The organism is Rhizobium sp. P1_E6 (genome assembly GCF_056405875.1).
The window spans coordinates 1-568 of the sequence record NZ_JBFUBG010000367.1; the positions used below are offsets into that span (position 1 = coordinate 1).

Genomic DNA, 568 nt, shown 5'->3' on the forward strand with positions numbered 1-568 from the left:
TCGTCACCGCAGAGGAACTCGGCGGCGCAAGGACGCACACCACGAAATCGTCGGTCGCTGACGGCGCCTTCGAAAACGATGTCGAGGCTCTGGAGCAGATCCGGCTACTTTTCGATTTCCTGCCGCTCAATAATCGCGAACCGGCGCCGACCCGTCCGTTCTTCGATGATCCGGCACGCCTCGAGCAACGCCTCGACACCCTCATCCCTGACTCGTCGAACAAGCCCTATGACATGCGCGAACTGATCGTCGCTATCGCGGATGAAGGCGCGTTTTTCGAGATCCAGGAAGCATTCGCGAAAAACATCATCACCGGCTTCATGCGCATCGAAGGGCAATCGGTCGGTGTCGTTGCAAACCAGCCCATGGTGCTTGCCGGCTGTCTCGACATTGATTCCTCACGGAAGGCCGCGCGGTTCGTGCGCTTCTGTGATGCGTTCAACATTCCGATCCTCACGCTTGTGGACGTTCCAGGTTTTCTTCCCGGCACGTCGCAGGAATATGATGGGGTCATCAAGCATGGCGCAAAGCTCCTGTTTGCCTATAGCCAGGCGACCGTGCCGATGGT

Annotated in this window: 1 protein-coding gene; it reads left to right on the forward strand. The window is 58.3% G+C overall.

The window, feature by feature from the left end; all coding sequences use genetic code 11:
• Positions 1–568: carboxyl transferase domain-containing protein (locus AC1D35_RS36780; protein ID WP_477943005.1), on the forward strand; the 568-nt coding region annotated here is incomplete at both ends.